The organism is Actinosynnema sp. ALI-1.44, from assembly GCF_001984155.1.
In the GTDB taxonomy this organism is placed as follows: domain Bacteria; phylum Actinomycetota; class Actinomycetes; order Mycobacteriales; family Pseudonocardiaceae; genus Kibdelosporangium.
The window spans coordinates 263,366-285,602 of sequence record NZ_MTQO01000054.1 but is presented as its reverse complement, the minus strand read 5'-3'; the positions used below and the strand labels follow the sequence as shown (position 1 = coordinate 285,602).

Here is a 22,237-nt window from a genome sequence, read left to right as displayed (position 1 = left end):
CGGACTTCACGAACGATCAGCCGCGGGGCTTCTCGCGCATCTCGAAGGTCTCGATGACGTCGCCGACCCGGAGATCCGAGTACGACCCGAGCGTGAGACCACACTCGTAGCCCTCGCGGACCTCGGTCACGTCGTCCTTGAACCGACGCAGCGAGCTGACCGGGAGGCTCTCCTGGATCACCTTGCTGTCGCGGATCAACCGAGCCTTGGCGTTGCGCCGGATCTCGCCGGACATCACCAGACAACCGGCGATCGTGCCGAACTTGGAGGACTTGAACACGTCGCGCACCTCGGCGCGGCCTAGCTCGACCTCTTCGTACTCCGGCTTGAGCATGCCCTTCAGGGCCTGCTCGATCTCGTCGATCGCCTGGTAGATCACCGAGTAGTAGCGGATGTCGATACCCTCGCGGGTGGCCTGGTCGGCCACCTTCGCCTCGGCCCGCACGTTGAAGCCGAGGATGATCGCGCCGGACGCGATCGCCAGGTCGACGTTCGCCTTGGTGATGCCACCGACACCGCGGTCGATGACCCGGACCTGAACCTCGTCGCCGACCTCGATCTTCATCAGCGCGTCCTCGAGTGCCTCGACGGTACCCGAGTTGTCACCCTTGATGATCAAGGTGAGCTCGCCGGTCTCCTTGAGGACCGAGTCGAGGTCCTCCATGGAGTACCGCTTGAACTTCGCGGCGTTCTGCGCGTTGCGGGTCCTGGCCTGGCGGCGCTCGGCGATCTGCCGCGCCACCCGGTCCTCGTCCACCACGAGGAACGTGTCACCGGCACCCGGCACCGACGTGAAGCCGATGACCTGGACCGGCCGCGACGGCGTCGCCACCGTGACGTCCTCGTTGTACTCGTCGACCATCCGGCGCACGCGGCCGTACGCGTCACCGGCGACGATCGAGTCACCGACGCGCAGCGAACCACGCTGCACCAGCACGGTCGCGACGGGACCACGGCCGCGGTCGAGGTGGGCCTCGATCGCGACACCCTGGGCCTCCATGTTCGGGTTGGCCCGCAGGTCCAGCGCCGCGTCGGCGGTCAGCAGGATCGCGTCGAGCAGGCCGTCGATGTTGAGGCCCTGCTTGGCCGAGATGTCCACGAACATGGTCTCGCCGCCGTACTCCTCGGCGACCAGGCCGTACTCGGTGAGCTGCTGGCGGATCTTGGCGGGGTTGGCCCCCTCCTTGTCGATCTTGTTCACCGCGACCACGATCGGCACGTTGGCCGCCTGGGCGTGGTTGATCGCCTCCACCGTCTGGGGCATCACACCGTCGTCGGCCGCGACCACGATCACCGCGATGTCCGTGGCCTGCGCACCACGGGCACGCATGGCGGTGAACGCCTCGTGACCCGGGGTGTCGATGAAGGTGATCAGCCGGTCGTTGCCCTGCAGCTCCGCTTTGACCTGGTAGGCACCGATGTGCTGGGTGATACCGCCCGCTTCGCCCGCGATCACGTTCGCCTTGCGGATGGTGTCCAACAGGCGGGTCTTACCGTGGTCGACGTGACCCATGACGGTCACGACCGGCGGACGGGCCTCCAGCGCCTCTTCGCCGCCGGTGTCCTCGCCGTAGGTGATGTCGAAGGAGTCGAGCAGCTCGCGGTCCTCCTCCTCCGGGCTGACGACCTGCACGGTGTAGTTCATCTCGGTACCGAGCAGCTCGAGCACGTCCTCGGAGACGGACTGCGTCGCCGTGACCATCTCACCGAGGTGGAACAACACCTGCACCAGCGAGGCCGGGTTGGCGTTGATCTTCTCGGCGAAGTCGGTCAGCGAGGCACCGCGCGGCAGCCGGATGGTCTCCCCGTTGCCCTTGGGCAACCGGACACCGCCGACGCTCGGCGCCTGCATGTTGTCCATGTACTCCTGGCGCTTCTGGCGCTTGGACTTGCGGCCACGGCGCGAAGGACCACCCGGACGGCCGAACGCACCCGCGGTACCACCGCGACCGCCGCCGCCACCGGGACGACCACCGCCGCCGCGGAAGCCACCGCCACCGGCAGGAGCACCGCCACCGCCACCGGGGCCACCGCCACCGGGACGGAAACCGCCGCCTCCGCCACCACCGCCGCCGCCGCGGAAGCCACCGCCTCCGCCGCCGCCACCTCCGCCACCGCGGAAGCCGCCACCGCCGCCACCACCACCGGGACGGCCACCGCCGCCACCGGGGCCGCCACGGCCGCCACCGCCACCGGGACCACCACGGCCACCACCACCGCCGCCGGGACCACCGGCGGGCCGCTGCGGACGCGGCGGCATCATGCCCGGGTTCGGGCGCGGCGGCATGTTGCCCGGGCTCGGCCTCGAGCCGGACGGGCGGTCACCGCGGTCACCGCGCGGCGGGCGATCCTGACGGTCGCCGCCCGGACGGGGACCACGCTCGGGACGGTCGCCACCCTGGCCACCGCCACCTGGGCGCGGGCCCGGCGGGCGAGGCGTGGGAGCGCCCCCGCCGACACCGAACGGGTTGTTGCCCGGACGCGGCGCGCGCGGACCAGGCTTGGGGGACTGCGGACGTGGCGGAACTGTCGTGCCACCACCGCTGTTGCCGCCGCCCTGCTGCTGCGCGGGCTTCGGACCGGGCCGGGGACCCGACCTGCCCTCGTTGCGGTTGTCGGAGCGGTTGTCGGTGCGGTTGTCGTTCCTGGCAGCGGCCGGCCGCTGCTGCTGCTGCTGCGGCGGCGCCTGCTGGGGCGACTGCTGCTGCGGAGCCTGCTGCTGCGGCTGAGGCGGCTTCGGGCCGGGACGCGGACCCGGCTTCACACCCGGGCCCTGGCTCGGCTTGGCAGCGGGCGCCTGGAACGGGGTGGCCGTGCTCGCGGACGCGGCCGCCGGGGCCTGCTGCTGTTGCTGTTGCTGCGGCTTGGGAGCCGGTGCCGCCGGTTTGGCAGGCTGGGCGGACGGCGTGGCTGCCGGGGCAGCACTCGCCGCGGCCGCGGGGGCCTGCGGTTGGGGTTTCGGGGCCGGCTTCGGGGCCGGCGGGCCGGGCCTCGGGCCCGGCTTGGCGCCGCTGGACTTGGCACCCTTGGCGTCGCCCGACTTCGGGTACGAATCCCGGAGCCTGCGCGCCACCGGCGCCTCCACGGTGGAGGACGCCGACTTCACGTACTCACCGAGGTCGGCGAGTTTCGTGAGTACTTCCTTGCTCGTGACACCGAGCTCTTTCGCAAGCTCGTGCACGCGGGCCTTGCCTGCCACTGCTCTCCTCACTGGGGAGGCCGGCGGCAAAAGTACCCGCTCGACCTCGTCCTACCGTCGCACGTTCATGGTGTCGGCTTCACGGCTGACTCATGACGGGTCGACCTGCTTCCTGTGTCCGGCTAGACCAGATGACTGGTCTTCTGTCGGTCGGGCCTCAGACCCGAGCTGGACTCGCACCGCCTTGGCGTCCAACGGCCCCTGGACACGCAACGCCCTGGGGAACGCCTTCTTCCGTTCAGCGGAGTCCAGGCACGCCGGAACGGGGTGCAACCAAGCGCCCCTCCCAGCGTGCCGCCGCCGCGGATCGGGTACGAGCTTCCCGTCCTCGGCGACCACGCGCAGTAATTCCTCGGCCAGCGCCCTGGTTCGGCAGCCCACACACGTCCGGATCGGGCCATGCCCTTCCGGGAGACCTTCTCGACGTGCGGGAACCGGCCCTCGACGACGACCTGACAAGATTCTACCTACTACTGGCTACTCAGCCGAACCCGACGTCGGCGCCGGGGAGTTGTCCGGCGCACTGGCGGCAGTCTCGGCGTCACTGCGGATGTCGATACGCCACCCGGTCAGCCGAGCGGCGAGCCTTGCGTTTTGCCCTTCCTTACCGATCGCGAGCGACAACTGGAAGTCCGGCACGACCACCCGTGCGGTCTTCGCGCGCTCGTCGACCACGCGTACGGAGACAACCTTCGCAGGTGAGAGGGCATTCCCGACGAACGTGGCCGGATCTTCGGAGAAGTCGATGATGTCGATCTTCTCCCCGGCGAGCTCGCTCATCACATTTCGGACTCGAGCTCCCATCGGTCCGATACACGCGCCCTTGGCGTTCACCCCGGCGACCGTGGAGCGGACCGCGATCTTCGATCTGTGGCCTGCCTCACGTGCGACCGCCGGGATCTCGACCGTGCCGTCCGCGATCTCCGGAACCTCGAGCGCGAACAGCCTGCGCACCAGGTTCGGGTGGGTCCGGGACAGCGTGATCTGCGGGCCACGACTACCACGAGTGACGCCGAGGACGTAGCACTTGATCCGCACGCCGTGCTCGTAGCGCTCACCGGGCACCTGCTCCGCCTGCGGCAGCACGCCCTCGGTGTCGCCGACCTGGACGACGACCATGCCGCGCGAGTTGGCCCGCGCGTCGCGCTGCACGACGCCCGCGATGATCTCGCCTTCCTTGGCCGCGAACTCGCCGAAGGTCTTCTCGTGCTCGGCGTCGCGCAGGCGCTGCAGGATGACCTGGCGTGCGGTGGTCGCCGCGATCCGGCCGAAGCCCTCCGGGGTGTCGTCCCACTCCTCGGCGACCTCGCCGCCGGGGCCGAGCCGCTGCGCGAGCACGCGGACGACGCCGGTCCGCCGGTCGATGTCGATCTTGGCGTGCGGGACGTGCCCGTCGGTGTGCTTGTAGGCGGTGAGCAGTGCCGTCTCGATGGCCTCGATCACCGTCTCGAATGGAATGTCCTTGTCGCGCTCGATGGCGCGCAGAGCGGCGATGTCGACGTTCACCGTTCCCCCTCCTGGCTCACGTCGCCCAACCGGGCCAATTCGTCCGGTGGTGGTTGTTTGAACTCGACCTCCACGACGGCGTGGTCGACGGCGTCGAACGGCACCTGCCGCAGTTCGCCGCCGACGAGCAGCTGCACGTCGTTCTCGCTTGCGTCCCCGACGCGGCCGGTGAACGTCTCCTCGGCCGTGCGCACCTTCACCAGGCGCAGCCGCGCGCGGCGCCAGTGCCTCGGCTTGGTCAGCGGCCGGTCGAGCCCCGGTGAGGTCACTTCCAGGGTGTACGGACCGCCCAGCACGTGGTCGTGCTCGTCGAGCACACCCGACAGGGCCCGGCTCACGCTGGCCACTTCGTCAAGTCCGATGCCGTCCTCGGCGTCGACCACCACTTTCACCAGGCTGCGGCGACCCGCGCGCTGGACGTCGAGCTGTTCGAGCTCGAAGCCCGCCGCGCCAACGGCGTCCCGTACGACGGGCTCGAGCGCCGCGCCGAGATCACCTTGCTGGTTCGCCACGTCCGCCGCTCCTGTTCTGGATGATGGTCTCGATCAATCGAGTGTGTAGCGACAAGCGTATCTCGTCCAGCGGATACCGCCCGGCAGCCATCATGGCGACTGGCAGGATGACAGGCGTGAAGAGCGTTTCCCGGCGTGCCGTACTGGCGGTGCTCGCCGTCCCGCTGGTGCCCGCGTGCACCGCAGAGCCCAAGCCGCCACCACCGCCGGATCCGTTGGCAGCACTGGCCGAACAGGCCCGCAAGGACGCCGCCGCGGCGGCGGCGCTGGCCCAGTCGTCCCCGGATCTGGCCGCGGTCGCCGACGAGGTCGCCAAGGCCAGGACGGCGCACGCGACCGCCCTGCAGGCCGAAGTGGACCGGGAGCGCCCGCCGAAGACGACCGCGTCCGCGCCACCGCCGTCGTCGGGCGCGCCCGCCGCGCCCGCGACCAAGCAGAAGATGGTCGACGCGTTGAAGGCGGCCGAGAAGCAGGCGGGCGAGCTCGTCGTGTCCGTGTCCCGCTACCGCGCGGGGCTGCTCGGTTCCATCGCAGCAGGCTGCGCGAGCCTTCGTGAGGTGATCTGATGACCCAGCCGACAGCGGGTGCCGGCGCGGCGAAGACCGTCCCAGCCGACTCGGTCGACGCGGTGCAGCAGGCGCTGGGCGCCGAGCACGCGGCCATCTGGACCTACGGTCTGGTCAGCGCGTTCCTGCCGAGTTCGTTCAACAACGCGCTCAACGAGGGCGTGACCACCCACCGGGCCCGCCGCGACACCGTCGAACGGGCACTGACGGCCGCCAAGGTCACGCCGAGACCCGCCGAGGTCGCGTACGTGCCGCCGCAACCCGTGACCGACCAGCCGTCGAGCCTGGCCGTGCTCGCGATCGCCGAGACGGACGCGACCGTCGCGTGGCGGTCGGTGCTCGAACACACCGACGACGCGGACCTGCGCAAGACCGCGCTGGAGGCGCTCACCAGTTCCGCGGTCCGCGCGACCAGGTGGCGCAAGGCGGCGGGGACGAAGCCGGCCACCCCGGCGATGCCCGGCCAGCCCGCTAGTTCTTGATCTCGTCGGCCTTGGTCAGCGCGTCCTTGGCGATCTCGTCGAGCTTGGTCTCGTCCTCTTTCTTGCCACCCTCGAAGTCCGCCTCGACGATGACCACGTCGTTGCCGTTGAGCTTGTTGGCGAACCCGTTGTTCTTGGACAACGACTTCAGCCCCGGCACCTTCACGCGACCTTCCCTGACCAGGTCGTTGACGTTGCCGGTGCCGTCGCTCTCGGTCATGTGCATGAGCTCCTGGGCCAGTGCGGCGTTCGGCATCCGGACGACGGCGACGGAAACGTACGCCTTGCGGCCGTCGACCGAGGCGACGTAGAGCTCACGCGTCAACTGGGTGCACTGGTTCTTCTCGAAGAACTTCTTCACGTCGTTGTACGAGTTGCTCGCGCAGTTGCTGTCGCGCAGCGGCTGCGGGATCTGCTCGTGCTTGACGAAGTCGTACTTCGTCCGCGGTTTGGCGGTGCCGTTCGGGTCCTGCGCCGAGGAGGACGGGTTTCCGCTCTGCTGGATCAGCCACCACAGCATGCCCGACACCACGGCGACGAGGACAAGGCCGAGCCCCTTGAGCACGTACTCGCGGGTCTTGCTCTTCCCTGGCTCGGGCGAACGCCGCGGCGCCTGCTGTGGCGGCACTCGCGGAATGCGCGTGGTCTGCTCCGGGCTGGCTGGGTAGTGACCCGGGCGGTAAGGATCGGACACGAGAGGCACGGTACCCAGTCCGTCACGCCCGCAGTGCCGCGAGTACCGATTCGATATCTCCGGCGGTGTTGTAAAGATGGCACGCGAGCCGTACGCGACCTGCGCGAATGCTGGATTTCACGCCGACGGCGGCCAGTTTCTCACCCGCGTCAGGGATGTCGAGCGAGACGATCGCGGATCCCTTCGGCGGCAACCCGAGCGCGACGAGCAGTCCGTCGGCGAGGCCGACGCAGTGGTCGGAGACCGCCTCGATGTCCAGCGACGCGAGCCACGGCACCACGATCGCCGCGACGAGCTGCGAGAACCACACGGGCGACAGGTCGAGCCTGCGCGCGTCCCCGGCCAGCCGCAGCGGAAGCCCGTAGACCGCGGTCCACGGGTCGTCACCGGCGTACCAGTTCGCCGCGACGGGAACGGTGCGCTCCAACACTTCCGGCTTCACCGCCAGCCACGCGGCGCCGCGCGGCGACATCAGCCATTTGTAGCAGGCGCCGATGACCCAGTCGGCCCAGTCCAGTCGCAGCGGCATCCACCCGGCCGCCTGCGTGACGTCGAGCAGGACCTGCGTTCCGGAAGCCGCCGCCGCTTCGCGTAACGATTGGAGATCGACGACGGCACCGTCGGCGGACTGCACGACGCTCACCGCCACCAGGTCGAAACGGTCCACAAGGGACGGTAACTCGACCAGTCCGGCCTCGGTCACCGTGACCCCGCGATGTGCCTGTGCGGCAAAGGGGAACGTGACGCTGGTGAACTCGCCGCGCGCGGTGAGCACCCGCGTGCCGTCCGGCACGCTCGCCGCGACCAGACCGGCGAGCTGGGAAACGCTTGCCCCCGAGGCGACTCGGCTTTCGTCGACGCCGATCAGCGAGCCCCACGCCTTGCGGGCGAGCCGCACGTCCGCGTCGAAGTCCGGCGCGCTGTCCGCACCGGACTGCCACCGCCTGGCCGCGTCGAGCAGTCCGTCGACGGCTACTTTCGGTGGGATTCCGATACTCGCCGTGTTGAGGTACCCGGCCGGCACGTCGAATGTCTGCCCGAATGCGATGCGCACGGTTGGACGCTACCCGGCATGATCCCGGATATGTACAGCGAAGAATTCCGAATCAATACCGGATCACGCGAAGTCGTCCACGATCTGACCGAACAATGCACGCGTTTTCTGTCCGAGGCGGACACTTCGGACGGCCTGCTGCACGTCTGGGTGCCGCACGCGACCGCGGGACTCGCCGTGATCGAGACGGGCGCGGGCAGCGACGACGACCTGCTGACCGCGCTGGGTGATCTGCTGCCCAAGGACAACAGGTGGCAGCACCGGCACGGTTCACCTGGGCACGGACGGGACCACGTGCTGCCCGCCTTCCTGCCGCCGTACGCGAGCGTGCCGGTGTTCGACGGCCGGATGGCGCTGGGCACGTGGCAATCGATCTGCCTGGTGGACACCAATGTGGACAACCCGGTTCGGACCGTCCGGCTGAGTTTTCTCCCGGGATAGCGGCCCCATTAGAAATAAACATTCGTTGAAAACGCGGCGTGCCTGTTAGACGCTGCCGGTCACTACGAGCTAACGTTCAGGTGTGGTTCTGCGACGGCCGACCCGGCTCATCGTGACGCTCGGCGTCGTGGCGATGCTGCTCGTCGCCGGGGGAATCGCCGCTGCCTCGCTGCTCAGCCGCAAGAACGAGGCTCCTGCGGCGCCGTACGACGAGCCCGCGACCGCGCCGTCACACGACTCGTGGCAGCGCGTGACCGACACCGCCGCGAAGCTGACCTTCGAGGTGCCACCGGACTGGGAACTGGCCGACGACGACGAGTCACTCACCACCTCCAACGGCGTCAAACTCGGCCACCTCGCCGACTGGGGCCGGTACACCTGCCAAGGAGCGGAATACGGCAGGGCGTTCGCCGCGAGCGGTGTCGCCCAGCCCGACCGCAAGCCCGGCAGGGCCGCCGGTGAGCTCGCCGCCGCCGTGGCGGCCGACCAGTACAGCGACGGCCACCGGACAGCGGCCGTCAAAGTCGAGAAGCCACAGCCACTTGCCGTCGACGGAGCACAAGGCGCGCTGGTCCGCGCCGAGGCCACGCTGCCCGAGTCCGGCGAACCAGACGAGTGCACGGGCACCAAGGGCACCGTCACTGTCGTCGCCCTGACCACGTCGGCAGGCAACTCGGTGCTGGTGGTCGCCGCCGACGCCGTGCCGGGGCGGGACGAGCCGACGCCGCTGGCCGACCCGGCCCGTCTTGACGCGATCGTCAAGAGCCTGCGGGTTGCTCCGTAGGGACAAGCCTTCGCGGCTTCACAAAAACCAGGGGCCCGTCAACCGGCTGTCTCGATGAGCGGGTAGTCACGAAGCCCGCGCATACGACACGCCGAAGAGGTCGCCCGATCGTGCCACTATGTCCGGGTGGGTAACCGAACGCTCGTACTGTGGGACATCGACCTGACCCTCGTCGACCTGACCGGCATCGGCCGGGAGTGGTACTCCGCGGCGCTGACCAACACGCTCGGGCTGGCCCTGTCCCACGTGCCCGCGTTCCCCGGGCGCACCGAACGGGCGATCACCCACGAGTTGCTCTCGGCACACGGCGCGCAGGCGACCGAGGAGGAGATCCAGGCGATCTTCGCCGAGCTGATCGCCATCGCCGAATCCGAGCGGCACGTCCTGCACGAACGCGGCCACGTGCTGCCCGGCGTGCCGGAAGCCCTCGCCGCGCTCGCCGAACACGACCACGTGGTGCAGTCGCTCGTCACCGGCAACCTCGCCGAGGTCTCGCACGTCAAGCTGGCCCCGTTCGGCCTGCTCGACCACATCGACCTGGAGATCGGCGGGTACGGCTCGCTGTCGGCCGAGCGCAGCGACCTGGTCTCGGCCGCGATGGACCTGGCCGGACGAAAGCACGGCGAGTACTTCGAGCCCGCGTCGGTCGTGGTCATCGGCGACACCCCACACGACGTGCGGGCCGCCCTGCACCACGGCGCCATCGCCATCGGCGTCGGCACCGGCAGGCACAGTCTGACCTCGCTGCGGGAGGCCGGTGCGCACGCGGTGTTCCGTGACCTGTCCGACACCGAGAAAGTACTTTCCGCAGTTCTTGACAGGCAACTACCGGACGGCCACTAGTCTCAACCCCGTGAGTGCTCCAGGTGGGGGATACAAAGGCCTCGGCTACTACGACGAGAAGCCGCAGGCGAAGAAGCCGACCGGCCTGATCGTGGCGGTCGTCGTGGCGGCTGTCGTCGTGGTCGGCCTGATCGCGGCGCTCGTGATCGTCAAGCCGACCTCGGCTGTGAACGGCGAGGCACTGGCCGTCGCCAACCCGACGACACCGTCGACGGACAAGTCCGGCGCGTCGAACAACCCGCTGCAACCCAAACCGACCGGCAAGCCCAAGGTCGACGGCTGGAAGGTGATCGCGGTCAACAACGGCAAGGAGCTGAAGACGTCGAAGGGGTACGACGTCCCGCCTGCCTGGGAACCGTTGACCTCATCGGCCGTGTTCGGCGAAGGCGCGAACGCGTTGTCGCTGTTCACCCCCGGCATCTTCCAGAAGGGCTTCTGCCAGGGGGTGCCGAACTCGTTCCGCGCCATCGCGGGCCTGCTGACCGTGCCGAACGAGGGCGACAACGCCACCCAGTCGAAGGCAGCGGCCCAGCGCGTCGGCGAGGCCGTGTACACGACCAAGGCCGGTTTGAAACCGCAGTTCACCTTCGGTGAGCCCAAGCCCGTCACGATCGACGGGAACAAGAAGTCCTACGTCGTCACCGCGACGATGACCATCACCCCCGGGCCCGAGGACAAGTGCCCGGGAACGGCCGCCGCCGTCAGCGTCGTCGTGATCGAGGCGAAACCGGAGGACAAGACCAGCATCGTGATCGCCGCGACCGGCGACCAGGGTGTGCCCGACGCTGTCCCGGCCACGGACTTCGAGAAGATCGTCACCAGCCTGCACCCCGTCAACTGAGTCCGCCCCGGAGCACAGCACCACGAAGCCCCCGGCCTGAACAAGGCCGGGGGCTTCGTCGTGTCCGTCCGGGCGTCAGCCGCGGACCAGCGCCTTGAGGTGCGCGAGCAGGTCGCCCACCGGGATCTCCTCGCGGTCGCCGCTCTTGCGGTCCTTGACCTCGACGACGCCGTTGGCCAGGCCACGACCGACGACCACGATCGTCGGGACGCCGATCAGCTCCGCGTCGGCGAACTTCACACCGGGCGAGGCCTTCCGGTCGTCCAGCAGGACCGTCACACCGGCGCCGTCCAGGTCCGCGGCCAGCTGCTCCGCGTACTCCCTGATGCTGTCGTCCTTGCCCGCCATCACGATGTGCAGGTCGAAGGGGCTGACGTTGCGCGGCCAGATCAGGCCCTTGTCGTCGTGGTGCTGCTCGGCGATCACGGCGACCGCGCGGGAGACGCCGACGCCGTACGAACCCATGGTGATCCGGATCGGCTTCGAGTCGGGGCCGAGCGCGTCGAGCTGGAACGCGTCCGCGTACTTGCGGCCGAGCTGGAAGATGTGGCCGATCTCGATCCCGCGCGCGGCCACCAGGGTGCCCTCGCCGTCCGGCGCCGGGTCGCCTTCCCTGACCTCGGCGGCCTCGATCGTGCCGTCCGGGGTGAAGTCCCTGCCGCACACCAGATCCACCACGTGGTGGTCAGGCTTGTCCGCGCCCGTCACCCATGCGGTGCCGCGCACGACGCGGGGGTCGACCAGGTACCGCACGCCGTTCGCGGCGAGCGCCCCCGGGCCGATGTACCCCTTGACCAGGAACGGGTTCCGCGCGAAGTCCCGCTCCTCCAGCAGCGCGACCTCGGCCGGTTCGAGCGACGCCTCGAGGCGCTTCATGTCGACCTCGCGGTCGCCAGGCACACCGACGGCCAGCAGCGTCCAGTCCTTGTCGCTCGGCTGCCTGATCTTCACGAGCACGTTCTTCAACGTGTCGGCGGCCGTGAACTTCCTGTCCAGCTCGGAGTTGTTGAGGAAGTCGACCAGGGTCTCGATCGTCGGCGTGCCGGGGGTGTGGTGGGTCCGCGCGGCCGGCTTGTCCTCAATGGACAGCTCAGCCGGTGCCGGAGTGACCACGGCCTCGACGTTCGCCGCGTAGTCGGACGCGGTGCTGCGGACGTAGGTGTCCTCGCCGGACTCGGCGACCGCGAGGAACTCCTCCGACGCCGAGCCGCCCATCGCCCCGGACGTGGCCTTCACGATCACGTATTCCATGCCGAGCCGGTCGAACAGCCTGATGTACGCGTCCCGGTGCTTCTGGTACGCGTCGGCCAGGCCCTCGTCGTCGAGGTCGAAGGAGTACGAGTCCTTCATGACGAACTCACGGCCACGCAGGATGCCCGCACGCGGACGGGCTTCGTCGCGGTACTTGGTCTGGATCTGGTACAGGATGACCGGGTAGTCCTTGTACGAGCTGTACTCGCCCTTCACCGTCAGCGCGAAGAGCTCCTCGTGCGTGGGGCCGAGCAGGTAGTCGGCGCCCCTGCGGTCCTTGAGGCGGAACAGGTTGGGGCCGTACTCGGTCCACCGGTTGGTCGCCTCGTACGGCTCGCGGGGCAGCAGCGCGGGGAACTGGATCTCCTGCGCGCCCATCGCGTCCATCTCCTCGCGGACGATGTTCTCGATCTTGCGCAGCACCCGCATGCCCAGCGGCAGCCAGGAGTAACCGCCCGGGGCCACCCGGCGGACGTAGCCGGCGCGTACCAGCAGCTTGTGGCTGGGTACCTCGGCGTCCGCCGGATCCTCACGCAATGTGCGCAGGAACAGCGACGACATCCTGGTGATCACAGCGTTCACTCCTCGTGGCGATTGTGGAAAAGAGCGTAGTGAACGCCGTCGGACACGCCTTACACCACCCTGTCGTTGCCGCCGTCGACCGGAACCTGGGCGCCGGTGGTGAACGCGAAAGTCGCCGAACACATCTCCGCGACCAGCTTGCCCACCCCGGCACTGGTCACCTCGGTTTTCAGCAGGTTGCGCCGCTTGTACTCGCCGACCGACAGGCCGTAGTGCGCGGCCCGCCGCGCCAGCACCTCGTCGGTCCACAGGCCGGTGTCGAAAACGGCGTCCGGATGGACAGTGTTCACGCGGATCCCGTCCGCGGCCCATTCCAGTGCCGCGACCCTGGCCAACTGCGTCACGGCTGCCTTGGACGCCGAATACGCCGCCGCGCCCGGCCCCGGCGCGGGCACGTTCTTCGACGCGATCAGCACGACCCTGCCGCCGTTGGGCGCCAGCTTGAGGTAGGGGTGCACCTGGGTGAACAGTTCGGCGATCGCGTCGGTGTTCACCGCGAGGGTCCGCCGCCACGTCGCGTGGTCGAGGTCGGCGATGGGCTTGTCGCCGGGGAACACGCCCGCGGACGGCACGACGATGTCGATGCCGCCGAACCGCTCGACGCCCTGTGCGATCGCCTGCCTGACCGCCTGCGGGTCGGTCACGTCCACCTGGAGGCCGAGGTAGTCGACACCGCTGTCGGACGGTGTCAGGTCGAGCCCGACCACGCTGGCGCCTTTGGCCCGCAGCGCCTGGACGCACGCCTTGCCGATGCCCGACGCCGCGCCGGTGACCAGGGCCACCTCGCCGGTGAACTCGGCCGGCGCGCCGGCCAGCTTGAGTTTCGCCTGTTCCAGGTCCCAGTACTCGACGTCGAACAGGTCCTGCTCGCCGAGCGCCCGGTAGGTGCCGATCCGCTCCGCGTTCTCGATGATCCGGATCGTGTGCCGGTAGATGTCCGCGGCGATGTCCGCGTCCTTGGCCCGTTTGCCGATCGTCAGCATGCCCAGGTCCGGGTCGAGGATCACGCGCGGCTGCGGGTCCAGCATCACCAGCCCGTCGGTGGCGTTGCGGTCGAAGTATTCGCGGTAGTCCCGGCGGAAGGCGTCGACGTCCCTGCCGACCAGCGGGACGCGTTTGGTGCGGATGATGTGGTCGGGGGTGGCCGGGCCACGGGTGGCCACGTCGGCGAGGTCGGGCCGGGCGACGAACGCCATCGTGGCCGGGTCGGTGTGCCTGCTGACGATCATCGGCCCGATGTCCTTGCGAATCCGGGCGATGGTCAACGGGTCGATCACCACGGGCTCGGCCGCGTTCGGGCTCCCGCCGATGCGCGCCTCGGCCATGCCGACCAGCTCGATGTGCCGGTCGTACGCCTCTTTCGCGTTCTCACCGAAGGTGAACAGGCCGTGGTTCATCAGCACGACCCCGACGACGTCGTCGGTCAGCTGCTCCCGGAACAGTTCCGCGGCCGTACGGGCGAGCTGGAAACCCGGCATGACGTAGGGCACGACGACGACTTTGTCGCCGTAGACCTCCTTGACCAACGGCTCGCTCTGGTTGGTCAGGGTGATCACCGCGTCGGCGTGGCTGTGCAGCACCGAGGTGTGCGGCAGGACGACGTGCAGCAGGGTTTCCACGCTGGGGTCCGGTGCTTGGGCGTCGAGCAGCGCACAACGCAACTCGTTCATCATCCTGCTGTCCGGCAACTGCTGGAGCTTGACCAGCTCGCGCAACCGGTCGAGCCGCAGCGGCGCGAAGCCGGGTCGCTCGATGGTCGCCAGGTCCCAGCCGCTTCCCTTGACGTACAGCACTTCCACCGGTTCGCCGGTGATGTCGGCGACGGTCGCCTTGACCGAGGTGTTCCCGCCGCCGTGCAGCACGAGACCGGGCTCGGCACCGAGCAGCCGCGAGGCCTGCACGCAGTCGTCGAGCGGGTCCGGAAACGTTTCAGCCCAACGGTTTTCCATCGATGATCCGTTCGTCGGTGATGATCGCGGTGACCAGGTCCGCCGGGGTGACGTCGAAGGCGAAGTTGAGCGCGGCGCTGCCGTGCGGGGTGTGCTCGCCGAGAACCTCGGCGGCGTCCCGGATCTCGATCTCGACCGAGGCGCCGTCCGGCGTGGCCATGTCGATGGTGGATTCCGGTGCGGCGACGAGGAAGGGGACCTTCGCGCGGGCGGCGGCCAGTGCCAGCGGGTACGTGCCGATCTTGTTGACCACGTCGCCGTTCGCGGCGATCCGGTCGGCGCCGACGACCACGGCCTGGACCAGTCCCCTGGCGAGCACGGTCGCGCCCGCGGAGTCGACGACGACGGTGTGTTCGATGCCCATCTGCCGCAGTTCCCACGCGGTCAGCCGCGCTCCTTGCAGCAGCGGACGTGTCTCGTCGAGGTACACGTGGCCCACCGCGTCACGCTCCTGCAGCGCCCGGACGACACCGAGCGCGGTCCCCCATTCGACGCACGCCAGGGCCCCGGCGTTGCAGTGGGTGTGCACGTTGATTCGCGGTCCGACGTTGTCGATCAACCACTGCGCGCCCCTGCGGCCGAGGTCGCTGTTGCGTTTGACGTCGTCCTCGAGGATGTACTTGGCCATCTCGACCATGGCGTCCGTGCCCTGGTCGAGCTTGGCCATGACCTGGTTGACGCCCCAGGAGAGGTTGACTGCGGTCGGCCGGGCTTTGCTGAGCTTGTCCGCCGCCGACGGCACGTCTTCGCCGTTCTTGGCGGCCAGTGCCACGCCGAGGGCTCCGGCGACGCCCAACGCGGGTGCGCCGCGCACGGCAAGGCGTTTGATCGCGTCGACGAGCTCGTCGACCGTGTCGACGTCGACGAGCTTGACAGTGCCGGGCAGCAGGGTCTGGTCGATCAGGACAATTCGCTCGTTCTTCCAGTCGATCGTCCGCATGAGGTTCACTCTTCCAGTTCCCTTCCGCCGCGGCTCAAGCCTGGATTGCGCGAAACTGTCGTACCCCGGGTCTAGCGTTCGCGCCATGCATCTGAAGATGGTCACCATCGACTGCGCCGAGCCCCGTGACCTGGCGGAATTCTGGGTGGCGGCGCTCAACACCAAGGTCGCGAGCGACTACGAGGGCCACTTCGTCATGCTGGCCCCGTGGGACTCGTCGGGCGTCGGGCTCGGCCTGCAACGCGTGTCCGAGGGGCTCGACGGAAAGAACAGAGTCCACCTCGACCTGCACACCGAGGACAGAGCGGGCGAGGTCGACCGGCTGGTCGGGCTCGGTGCGACGATCGTGGACGAGCAGAACGTGCCGGGGCTGGCGTGGACCGTGCTGGCCGACCCGGCCGGGAACGTCTTCTGCGTGGGCCAATCGGAGCAGTGAGTAAACTCCCTGGTCGTGCTCGTGCTGCTTCCCCCGTCGGAGACCAAGGCCGAGGGTGGCAACGGCCCCTCGCTCGACCTGTCCGCGCTGTCTTTCCCCGAGCTGGACCCGGTGCGGGAGAAGCTGGTGTCGGCGCTGGCCGATCTGGCCCGCGACGTACCGGCCAGCCTGGCCGCGCTCGGCCTGTCGGAGCGCCAGTCCGGCGAGGTGGCCCGGAACGCGGCGTTGCGCTCGTCGCCGACGATGCCCGCCTTGTCGCGCTACACCGGTGTGCTCTACGACGCGTTGGACGTCCACGGCATGAAGCCTGCGCAGCACAAACGTGCCGCCAGGCGGCTCGCGGTGGCTTCGGCGTTGTTCGGCCTGGTGCGTGCGGACGATCCCGTGCCCGCGTACCGGCTGTCGGCATCCAGCTCGATTCCGGGTGTCGGGCCGTTGGGCGCGCTGTGGCGCCCGGCGCTGGAGCCGGTCCTCGCCGGGCTGGACGGCCTGGTGGTCGACATGCGTTCCGGGCCGTATGCCGGGCTGGCCAGGATTCCCGGGGCGGTGACGGTCCGCGTCGTCAGCGAGGAGAGCGGCGGCCGCAGGCTCGCGGTGACGCATTTCAACAAGGCGCACAAGGGCAAACTGGCCAGGGCGCTGGCGTGTGCGCCAGGCGAACCGGACACTCTGCGCAAGATGACAACCGTTGCGGCCAAAGCGGATCTCCGGCTGGAACAGACCGGGCCGGACTCGCTCGAGCTGGTGATCTGAGTAGCATTGCCGTACAGGCGAAGCGCGATCGGCGCCTGCTGGAGGAGTTCGCTACGTCACAGCCGGGAGTAATCGGTTCGAGACGCGGGTTGGCCTTCAGGTAAGCTGATCAGTACTACTAGGAGCGGCCGCACAACCGGCCGCGGCATTTCCCCAATCCATGCGGCGCATTCGTGCGCCGGGCTCGTCCGGCTGGAAACACCTGCTTGGGACGTGCCACTTCCCGAGAGGTCTTCGTGTCACCGAAGTTCGACCAGTTGGGCCTGTCCCAGCCGTTGCTCACCGCCCTCGCCGAGGCCGGTATCACCGAACCCTTCCCCATCCAGGCCGCGACACTGCCCGACGCCCTCGCGGGCAAGGACGTGCTCGGCCGGGCGCAGACCGGCTCAGGCAAGACCCTTGCCTTCGGCCTGGCGCTGCTGTCCCAACTGGATGGTGGCCGCGCCAAGCCGAAACGGCCGCGCGCGCTCATCCTCGTCCCGACGCGGGAACTGGCCCTCCAGGTCAGTGACGCGCTGTCGCCGTTGGCCCGTGCGCTCGGCCTGTGGTGCCGCGCGGCGGTCGGCGGCATGTCGTTCGTCAAGCAGGCGGACGCGTTGCGCCGCGGTGTCGATCTGCTGATCGCCACCCCCGGCAGGCTGTCCGACCACGTCCGCCAGGGCACCGTGACCCTGCACGACATCCGCTACACCGCGATCGACGAGGCGGACCAGATGGCGGACATGGGCTTCCTGCCGCAGGTCCGCGAGATCATGGACCTGACCGACCCGACGGGCCAGCGGCTGCTGTTCTCCGCCACCCTCGACGGTGACGTCGACCAGTTGATCAGGCAGTACATGAAGAACCCGGTCACCCACTCCGTCGCACCCGCGACGGCCAGCGTGACCACAATGGACCACCACGTGCTGCAGGTTTCCCGTGAGGACAAGCCTGCCGTGATCGCGGAGATGGCCGCTCGTGAGGGCCGCACGATCATGTTCGTGCGCACCAAGCACCACGTGGACCGGCTCGCGACCCGGCTGCGTTCGATCGGTGTCAACGCGGGCGCGTTGCACGGCGGCAAGGCCCAGGGAGCACGTACCCGCGTGCTCGCCGAGTTCAAGGACGGCCACACACCGGTCCTGATCGCGACGGACGTCGCCGCACGCGGCATCCACGTCGACGACATCAGCCTGGTCGTGCACGTGGACCCGCCTGCGGACCCCAAGGACTACCTGCACCGCGCGGGCCGCACGGCGCGGGCCGGCCAGTCCGGCACGGTCGTCACGCTGATCACGCCCGATCAGCGCAACACTGTCCGCCGGATGACCGAACGTGCGGGTGTGCGTGCCCGCAACCTCCGCGTCCGCCCCGGCGACGCGGAACTGATCAAGATCACCGGTGCGCGTACGCCCAGTGGCGAGCCGGTTCCGGAGCGTGTGATCGAGCCTCGTCGTCCCAAGGGCCCCCGTTCCGGTGGCTTCAAGGGCAACGGCGGCGGCCACCGCAAGTTCAACGGCGAGCGGAAGTTCTCCGGCGACCGCAAGCGTGAGGGCTCCGGCCAGGGCGCCAGCCGCCCGTTCCGCGGCAAGCGGGACAGCAACCGCGGCGGCGCGCGCAAGGTCGGCGCGGAATAACCACCGAACACCAGTGAAGCCCGGCCCGAGCGGCCGGGCTTCACTCATGTCTCAGCCCAGTTCGGTCAGGCCTGCCACCGGACCGATGACGATGATCGCCGGTGGCCGGATCCCCGCGGCCCGAACGTCCTCAGCCACTTTGTCCAAAGTGGACTTGACGACGCGTTGGGTTCGGGTGGTCGCCTCCTGGACGACGGCGGCCGGGGTGTCCGCCGGACGGCCGCCGTCGAGCAGCGCGTCGGCGAACTCGCCGATCCGCTCGACCCCCATCAGCAACACGATCGTCCCGCGCAGCCGCGCAAGCGCAGGCCAGTCCACAAGGGACGCATCGGAACCCGGTCCGACGTGCCCGGAGACGACCACGACCTCATGGGCGACGCCCCGGTGAGTGACCGGGACACCGGCCACCGCGGGCGCGGCGAACGCGGACGTGACGCCCGGGACCACGGTGACCGGGACACCCGCCTTGGCACACGCGATCAGTTCCTCGAAGCCGCGGCCGAAAACGTACGGATCGCCCCCTTTCAGGCGAACCACGAACTTCCCCGCCAACGCGTTCTCGACCAGGGTCTGGTTGATCACGTCCTGGCTCGCCGCGCGCCCGTACGGGATCTTCGCGGCGTCGACCACCTCGACCTGCGGCGGGAGTTCGTCCAGCAGTTCACGGGGCGCGAGCCGGTCCGCCACAACGACATCCGCGCGTGCCAACAACCGTCGGCCGCGGACCGTGATCAGGTCGGGGTCGCCGGGACCGCCGCCGACGAGCGCCACACCGGGCAGCTCGGTGGCCGCCGGACGGGCCTCGATCCGCCCCGAACGCAGGGCGTCGAGCAGTTCGTCGCGTACCGCGCCAGAGCGGCGGTATTCACCGCCCGCGAGCACGCCGACAAGCAGACCGTCGTGGTCGCCGACCGCAGGTGTGACTGCGCTTCCCTCGGTGCCCGCGTCGGCGCGTACACAGAACACGCGGACCTCTTCGGCTTCCGCCGAGACAGCCGCGTTGACGTCCGCACCGGACGCACAACTCACCACGTACCAGGCGTCAGCGAGGTCGCCGTGCTGATACGGCCGCTTGTGCCAGATGATCTCGTCGTTGTCCGCCATCGCCTGGACGGCCGGTGTCGCCTCAGGCGCCACCACCTCCACCCGTGCGCCAGCGGACACGAGGCGGGGCAGACGGCGCTGCGCGACCGTCCCCGCGCCGACGACGACAACCCGGCGACCAGCCAGCGAGAGCCCGGCCAGGTAATGCGGCTCGTTGTGCATGCCGGACAGCATGCCTGGTCATCGCCATGACTCGCGCCACCGCGGCCGTCGAATTCATCACAACCACCCGCTAATGTGCCCGAAGTGAGCAACGATTTCGACGCGCGCACGCTGCCACTGCGCAACGGCAGCATCGCGACCCTCGTGCGGGTGCCCGCCGAAGGCGTGACCCGTGGCGCGATCCTCTACGTGCACGGCTTCGCCGACTACTTCTTCCAGCGACACGTCGCCGAGCACTTCACCGCACAGGGCTACGACTTCTACGCCATCGACCTGCGTTACTGCGGCCGCTCACTGCGGGACGGCGACATCCCGCACTTCATCCTCGACGTCAGCCTGTACTACGAGGAGCTGGACGCGGCCGCCGAGGAGCTCCGCAAGGACGGCCACCTCCGCTTCACGGTGATGGCGCACTCCACCGGTGGACTGATCACGCCGCTGTGGCTGGACGCGCGGCCGACGCTGCCGGTCGACGGGCTCGTGCTCAACAGCCCGTGGTTCGAACTGGCCGAGCCGCGCCTGGCCAGGACCGTCGGGACGTCGCTGATCAGGTCGGTCGGCGGCTTCTACCCGAGGCTGGAGCTGCGCAAGGGCCTCGGCGGCGTCTACGGCGAGAGCATCCACAAGGACCACCACGGCGAGTGGGACTTCGACCTCAGGCTCAAGCCGCTCACCGCGTTCCCGGTGCTGGCAGGCTGGCTGCGGGCGATCAGGATCGGCCACGCCAAGCTCCAGGCCGGGCTGAACGTCGAGGCGCCGGTCCTGGTGATGCACTCCAGCCGCAGCCTGCTGCGCACGAAGACGTGGACACCGGCCGCGATGACCGCGGACACCGTGCTCGACGTCGCCGACATGGTCCGGTTCGCACCGGGTCTCGGCCACGACGTCACGGTCGTGGAGATCGCCGACGGCATGCACGACCTGTTCCTGTCCGCCGAGGCGGTCCGGACCAAGGCGCTGACCGAGGTCGACAAGTGGCTGGCCCGATAGGGTCACCATGTGATTGGTTGGTCAGACTAGACCAACCACATTGTATGATGGTCGCATGGCCGTGCAAGTGAACGTCTACGAGGCGAAGACACGCCTCTCCCAGCTGCTTGACCAAGCAGCCCAGGGCGAGGACGTGATCATCGCCCGCAACGGGACTCCCGTCGCCCGCCTTGTCCCGGTCCAGCGCCCTGCCGTGCGCCGCCAGCCAGGCTCCATGCGGGGCAAGATCTGGATGGCTCCGGACTTCGACGAGACACCCGATGAGCTCATCGACCTCTTCTACTCGGGCGACCCGGCGAACCCCGCATGAGGCTTCTGCTCGACACGCATGTGTTGCTCTGGTGGTTGTCCGGGTCCGGCGATCTCGCCGAGTCCGCCGAGAACGCCATCGCCGAGGCCGAGAACGATTCGGTGGTGTCCGTGGCAACCATGTGGGAGATCTCGATCAAACAGTCGACCGGCAAGCTCAAGGTCGACGGCGATCTTCGGCAGCACATGCGTGACCAGTACTTCCAGGAGCTCCCCGTGGTCGGCGACCACGCGGTCGCGGTCCGCGATCTGCCGTTGCACCACAAGGACCCCTTCGACCGGTTGCTGATCGCTCAGGCGCGGTGCGAGGGACTGACCCTGGTGACGGCGGACAAGGCGATATCCGCCTACGACGTGCCGATCCTTCCTGCCAGGTGACTCAGCGCTTGCGCTGGCGCAGCGACGTCCAACTGCCGTCGGACGTCCAGCCGCCGTCGACCGGCAACGCCACACCGTTGACGTACCCCGACAGTGCCGGATCTGCCAGGAAGGCCACGGCTGAGGCGATGTCGCCGGGGGCGGCGAACCGGGCCATCGGGACCTGGCCGACGATGTCCTCGTCGGTGTAGCCGCCGTTGGCCTGGTCGGCCACGTCCATCTCGGTCTTGACCCAGGCGGGGCACACGGCGTTGACCCGTACTCCCCTGCCGCCCCACTCCGCGGCCAGTGCCCTGGTCAGCCCGATCAGGCCGTGCTTGCTCACGCTGTACGCGGCACGGTCGGAGAAGCCCCGCAGACCGGCGACCGACGCGATGTTCACGATCGACCCCGCCCCCGCCGCCAACATGTCCCTGCCGAATTCCTGGCACAGCAGGAACGGACCGGTCAGGTTCACGTCGAGCACCTGGCGCCACTGCTCGACGGTCGTGTCCTCGGCCGGTTGGAGCAGCGACACCCCCGCGTTGTTCACCAGCACGTCGACGCGTCCGAACTCGGCACGAACCCGTTGCGCCAGGGCGGCGACGTCCTCCGGGTTGCTGACGTCCCCAGCCACCGCCAACGCACCGGGTTCCTCGGGTTGACGGAGATCAGTGAGTACGGTGGCATATCCGCGTTCGGCCAACGTCCGCGCGACCTGACGGCCGATTCCTTGTGCGGCACCGGTGATCACAGCAACAGGTGTGGTCATGGGGTCATCCAACCAGGTTGGCCCCGTCCCATTCGCCGGTTGTTGGCGTGACCTTCACCGCGCCGGTTTAGCCTCGATGCTCGTCACTACTGAC

Annotated in this window: 23 protein-coding genes; 12 read left to right on the top strand and 11 right to left on the bottom strand. The window is 69.1% G+C overall.

What is annotated here, in order from left to right; all coding sequences use genetic code 11:
* Positions 1-16 precede the first annotated feature (16 nt).
* The 4 genes from infB to rimP form a co-directional block, all read right to left on the bottom strand.
* On the bottom strand, positions 17-3,199 hold the full coding sequence (gene infB / locus ALI144C_RS48280; protein ID WP_076994031.1) for a translation initiation factor IF-2: 3,183 nt from the start codon (positions 3,197-3,199) through the stop codon (positions 17-19).
* A 90-nt stretch (positions 3,200-3,289) separates the two neighbouring features.
* Positions 3,290-3,538, bottom strand: coding sequence for a YlxR family protein (locus ALI144C_RS48275; protein WP_441297623.1), 249 nt, complete (start codon positions 3,536-3,538; stop codon positions 3,290-3,292).
* Between the two features lie 138 nt (positions 3,539-3,676).
* The gene (gene nusA / locus ALI144C_RS48270; protein WP_076994029.1) at positions 3,677-4,705 is read right to left on the bottom strand and encodes a transcription termination factor NusA; all 1,029 of its coding nucleotides are present in this window, start codon (positions 4,703-4,705) and stop codon (positions 3,677-3,679) included.
* Positions 4,702-5,217 (bottom strand): ribosome maturation factor RimP, encoded by a 516-nt coding sequence (gene rimP, locus ALI144C_RS48265; RefSeq protein WP_076994028.1) that lies wholly within the window; start codon positions 5,215-5,217, stop codon positions 4,702-4,704. Before rimP ends, nusA begins: the two co-directional genes overlap by 4 nt.
* 107 nt (positions 5,218-5,324) lie before the next feature.
* Between rimP and ALI144C_RS56470 the strand changes: the two genes are divergently transcribed.
* Both ALI144C_RS56470 and ALI144C_RS56465 read left to right on the top strand, forming a co-directional pair.
* On the top strand, positions 5,325-5,783 hold the full coding sequence (locus ALI144C_RS56470) for a hypothetical protein (protein WP_237774741.1): 459 nt from the start codon (positions 5,325-5,327) through the stop codon (positions 5,781-5,783).
* Positions 5,783-6,265 (top strand): ferritin-like domain-containing protein, encoded by a 483-nt coding sequence (locus ALI144C_RS56465; protein WP_193441289.1) that lies wholly within the window; start codon positions 5,783-5,785, stop codon positions 6,263-6,265. Before ALI144C_RS56470 ends, ALI144C_RS56465 begins: the two co-directional genes overlap by 1 nt.
* On the opposite strand, the gene ALI144C_RS48255 is transcribed toward ALI144C_RS56465, so the two are convergent.
* Entirely contained in the window at positions 6,255-6,959 is a 705-nt protein-coding gene (locus ALI144C_RS48255) for a hypothetical protein (protein WP_143231340.1), read from the bottom strand. The genes ALI144C_RS56465 and ALI144C_RS48255 overlap by 11 nt on opposite strands.
* Positions 6,960-6,981: 22 nt before the next feature.
* Positions 6,982-8,013: an aminotransferase class V-fold PLP-dependent enzyme gene (locus ALI144C_RS48250; protein WP_076994026.1), complete on the bottom strand. Its 1,032-nt coding sequence runs from the start codon at positions 8,011-8,013 to the stop codon at positions 6,982-6,984.
* A 30-nt stretch (positions 8,014-8,043) separates the two neighbouring features.
* Between ALI144C_RS48250 and ALI144C_RS48245 the strand changes: the two genes are divergently transcribed.
* From ALI144C_RS48245 to ALI144C_RS48230, 4 genes are all read left to right on the top strand, one after another.
* On the top strand, positions 8,044-8,454 hold the full coding sequence (locus ALI144C_RS48245; RefSeq protein ID WP_076994025.1) for a secondary thiamine-phosphate synthase enzyme YjbQ: 411 nt from the start codon (positions 8,044-8,046) through the stop codon (positions 8,452-8,454).
* Between the two features lie 82 nt (positions 8,455-8,536).
* Positions 8,537-9,238, top strand: a complete 702-nt coding sequence (locus ALI144C_RS48240) for a hypothetical protein (RefSeq protein ID WP_076994024.1) — start codon at positions 8,537-8,539, stop codon at positions 9,236-9,238.
* 126 nt (positions 9,239-9,364) lie between these two features.
* Complete coding sequence (locus ALI144C_RS48235) at positions 9,365-10,081, top strand: HAD family hydrolase (RefSeq protein ID WP_076994023.1); 717 nt, start codon at positions 9,365-9,367, stop codon at positions 10,079-10,081.
* Positions 10,082-10,091: 10 nt separating this feature from the next.
* Positions 10,092-10,922, top strand: a complete 831-nt coding sequence (locus tag ALI144C_RS48230; protein ID WP_076994022.1) for a hypothetical protein — start codon at positions 10,092-10,094, stop codon at positions 10,920-10,922.
* 75 nt (positions 10,923-10,997) lie between these two features.
* Here the strand turns inward: ALI144C_RS48230 and ALI144C_RS48225 are convergent, their stop codons facing one another.
* Genes ALI144C_RS48225 through mtnA form a run of 3 tightly spaced genes read right to left on the bottom strand, consistent with a single transcriptional unit; the run spans position 10,998 to position 15,644 of the window.
* Complete coding sequence (locus ALI144C_RS48225; protein WP_076994815.1) at positions 10,998-12,746, bottom strand: proline--tRNA ligase; 1,749 nt, start codon at positions 12,744-12,746, stop codon at positions 10,998-11,000.
* 59 nt (positions 12,747-12,805) lie between these two features.
* Positions 12,806-14,704: a bifunctional aldolase/short-chain dehydrogenase gene (locus ALI144C_RS48220; RefSeq protein WP_076994021.1), complete on the bottom strand. Its 1,899-nt coding sequence runs from the start codon at positions 14,702-14,704 to the stop codon at positions 12,806-12,808.
* Complete coding sequence (gene mtnA, locus ALI144C_RS48215; protein WP_076994020.1) at positions 14,685-15,644, bottom strand: S-methyl-5-thioribose-1-phosphate isomerase; 960 nt, start codon at positions 15,642-15,644, stop codon at positions 14,685-14,687. The genes ALI144C_RS48220 and mtnA overlap by 20 nt, the downstream gene beginning before the upstream one ends.
* 85 nt (positions 15,645-15,729) lie before the next feature.
* Between mtnA and ALI144C_RS48210 the strand changes: the two genes are divergently transcribed.
* The 3 genes from ALI144C_RS48210 to ALI144C_RS48200 all read left to right on the top strand — a co-directional run bounded on the left by ALI144C_RS48210 (position 15,730) and on the right by ALI144C_RS48200 (position 18,449).
* On the top strand, positions 15,730-16,080 hold the full coding sequence (locus tag ALI144C_RS48210) for a VOC family protein (protein ID WP_076994019.1): 351 nt from the start codon (positions 15,730-15,732) through the stop codon (positions 16,078-16,080).
* Positions 16,081-16,095: 15 nt separating this feature from the next.
* Entirely contained in the window at positions 16,096-16,833 is a 738-nt protein-coding gene (yaaA, locus tag ALI144C_RS48205) for a peroxide stress protein YaaA (RefSeq protein ID WP_076994018.1), read from the top strand.
* A 206-nt stretch (positions 16,834-17,039) separates the two neighbouring features.
* Positions 17,040-18,449 (top strand): DEAD/DEAH box helicase, encoded by a 1,410-nt coding sequence (locus ALI144C_RS48200; RefSeq protein WP_441297614.1) that lies wholly within the window; start codon positions 17,040-17,042, stop codon positions 18,447-18,449.
* A gap of 51 nt (positions 18,450-18,500) precedes the next feature.
* On the opposite strand, the gene cobA is transcribed toward ALI144C_RS48200, so the two are convergent.
* Positions 18,501-19,715 carry a uroporphyrinogen-III C-methyltransferase gene (cobA, locus tag ALI144C_RS48195; RefSeq protein WP_076994814.1) on the bottom strand — a complete coding sequence of 405 codons (1,215 nt, stop codon included), beginning with the start codon at positions 19,713-19,715 and terminating at the stop codon, positions 18,501-18,503.
* A gap of 84 nt (positions 19,716-19,799) precedes the next feature.
* Here cobA and ALI144C_RS48190 point away from each other — a divergent pair, with 84 nt between their 5' ends.
* Genes ALI144C_RS48190 through ALI144C_RS48180 form a run of 3 tightly spaced genes read left to right on the top strand, consistent with a single transcriptional unit; the run spans position 19,800 to position 21,392 of the window.
* Positions 19,800-20,705, top strand: a complete 906-nt coding sequence (locus tag ALI144C_RS48190; RefSeq protein WP_237774668.1) for an alpha/beta hydrolase — start codon at positions 19,800-19,802, stop codon at positions 20,703-20,705.
* Between the two features lie 55 nt (positions 20,706-20,760).
* A complete protein-coding gene (locus ALI144C_RS48185; RefSeq protein WP_076994016.1) occupies positions 20,761-21,015 on the top strand; it encodes a type II toxin-antitoxin system Phd/YefM family antitoxin in 255 nt (84 codons plus the stop codon).
* The gene (locus tag ALI144C_RS48180) at positions 21,012-21,392 is read left to right on the top strand and encodes a type II toxin-antitoxin system VapC family toxin (RefSeq protein WP_076994015.1); all 381 of its coding nucleotides are present in this window, start codon (positions 21,012-21,014) and stop codon (positions 21,390-21,392) included. Before ALI144C_RS48185 ends, ALI144C_RS48180 begins: the two co-directional genes overlap by 4 nt.
* A gap of 1 nt (position 21,393) precedes the next feature.
* On the opposite strand, the gene ALI144C_RS48175 is transcribed toward ALI144C_RS48180, so the two are convergent.
* Positions 21,394-22,143, bottom strand: coding sequence for an SDR family NAD(P)-dependent oxidoreductase (locus tag ALI144C_RS48175; RefSeq protein WP_076994014.1), 750 nt, complete (start codon positions 22,141-22,143; stop codon positions 21,394-21,396).
* Positions 22,144-22,237: the final 94 nt, after the last annotated feature.

Bases quoted from the DNA above. Each gene is read 5' to 3' on its own strand.
- ALI144C_RS56470 (WP_237774741.1), top strand. From the start codon at position 5,325: ATGACAGGCGTGAAGAGCGTTTCCCGGCGTGCCGTACTGGCGGTGCTC.
- ALI144C_RS56465 (WP_193441289.1), top strand. From the start codon at position 5,783: ATGACCCAGCCGACAGCGGGTGCCGGCGCGGCGAAGACCGTCCCAGCC.
- ALI144C_RS48245 (WP_076994025.1), top strand. From the start codon at position 8,044: ATGTACAGCGAAGAATTCCGAATCAATACCGGATCACGCGAAGTCGTC.
- ALI144C_RS48220 (WP_076994021.1), bottom strand. From the start codon at position 14,704: ATGGAAAACCGTTGGGCTGAAACGTTTCCGGACCCGCTCGACGACTGC.
- mtnA (WP_076994020.1), bottom strand. From the start codon at position 15,644: ATGCGGACGATCGACTGGAAGAACGAGCGAATTGTCCTGATCGACCAG.
- ALI144C_RS48210 (WP_076994019.1), top strand. From the start codon at position 15,730: ATGCATCTGAAGATGGTCACCATCGACTGCGCCGAGCCCCGTGACCTG.
- cobA (WP_076994814.1), bottom strand. From the start codon at position 19,715: ATGCACAACGAGCCGCATTACCTGGCCGGGCTCTCGCTGGCTGGTCGC.
- ALI144C_RS48185 (WP_076994016.1), top strand. From the start codon at position 20,761: ATGGCCGTGCAAGTGAACGTCTACGAGGCGAAGACACGCCTCTCCCAG.
- ALI144C_RS48180 (WP_076994015.1), top strand. From the start codon at position 21,012: ATGAGGCTTCTGCTCGACACGCATGTGTTGCTCTGGTGGTTGTCCGGG.
- ALI144C_RS48175 (WP_076994014.1), bottom strand. From the start codon at position 22,143: ATGACCACACCTGTTGCTGTGATCACCGGTGCCGCACAAGGAATCGGC.